1 protein-coding gene and 1 pseudogene are annotated in these 738 nt (G+C 40.0%); both read left to right on the plus strand.

Annotated elements, in window-relative coordinates:
* Positions 1 to 243: pseudogene (locus tag FD01_RS04670) on the plus strand (hypothetical protein); the annotation flags it as partial.
* A gap of 74 nt (positions 244 to 317) precedes the next feature.
* Entirely contained in the window at positions 318 to 680 is a 363-nt protein-coding gene (locus FD01_RS04675) for a TIGR02328 family protein (protein WP_054720222.1), read from the plus strand.
* Positions 681 to 738: the final 58 nt, after the last annotated feature.

A 738-nucleotide genomic window follows, 5' to 3' on the forward strand; every position in this document is an offset into this window, starting at 1 on the left:
GTTCGCCTCACGGTGTCGTGCCACGGAGTGGCTAACTTGTTCTTGCAATTTGCGGGAATTAATTATCTTGGTACTCATACCATGCGTAAAACCGGCGCTTATCGGGTCTACACGCAGTCTAATTATAATATTGGTTTGGTCATGCACTTATTAAATCATTCCAGCGAGGCCATGACTTTAGCTTATTTAGGCTTGGATCAAGCCAGTCAAGAAACCATGCTCGATCAAATTGATTTTGGTTGATATTAAGCGAGCTATTGCAGCAATTATTCTCTATAATACATTGATAGATAAGCTGAGAGAACAGGAGGCTAAGTATGCGACTTTGGCATGAGCAACTCATTAATAAACTTCCTCGCCAGCAACTACTAGGGCAGCATCGAGAACTTGCCGCTCTAAGAGGCAATGGCTGGGGTAAAAAACATGCAACTGTTAATTATGTATTCAAGCACTCGCCATATAAACTCTATCAATTTCACTTACTGGTACTGCATGAAATGCAGCACCGCGGATATCACCCCAATAAAAACTGGTTTAATCCGCTTTACCGCGGTATTCATTGTGATCCATACATAATTTTGAAAGAATGCCCGATCACTAACCCAATTTATCCAGAGCATAATGACGCATATTTGAAAGAATGTTTAGCTAATTTAGCCATCAAAGGGATTATTTTATAAAGGGTGAATTGTCAAATTAAGTGCAAAGTCTCATTATAGAAAACTTCGTAGGGTGTTC

Origin of the sequence: Lacticaseibacillus manihotivorans DSM 13343 = JCM 12514, assembly GCF_001435035.1 — a bacterium.
Taxonomy (GTDB): domain Bacteria; phylum Bacillota; class Bacilli; order Lactobacillales; family Lactobacillaceae; genus Lacticaseibacillus; species Lacticaseibacillus manihotivorans.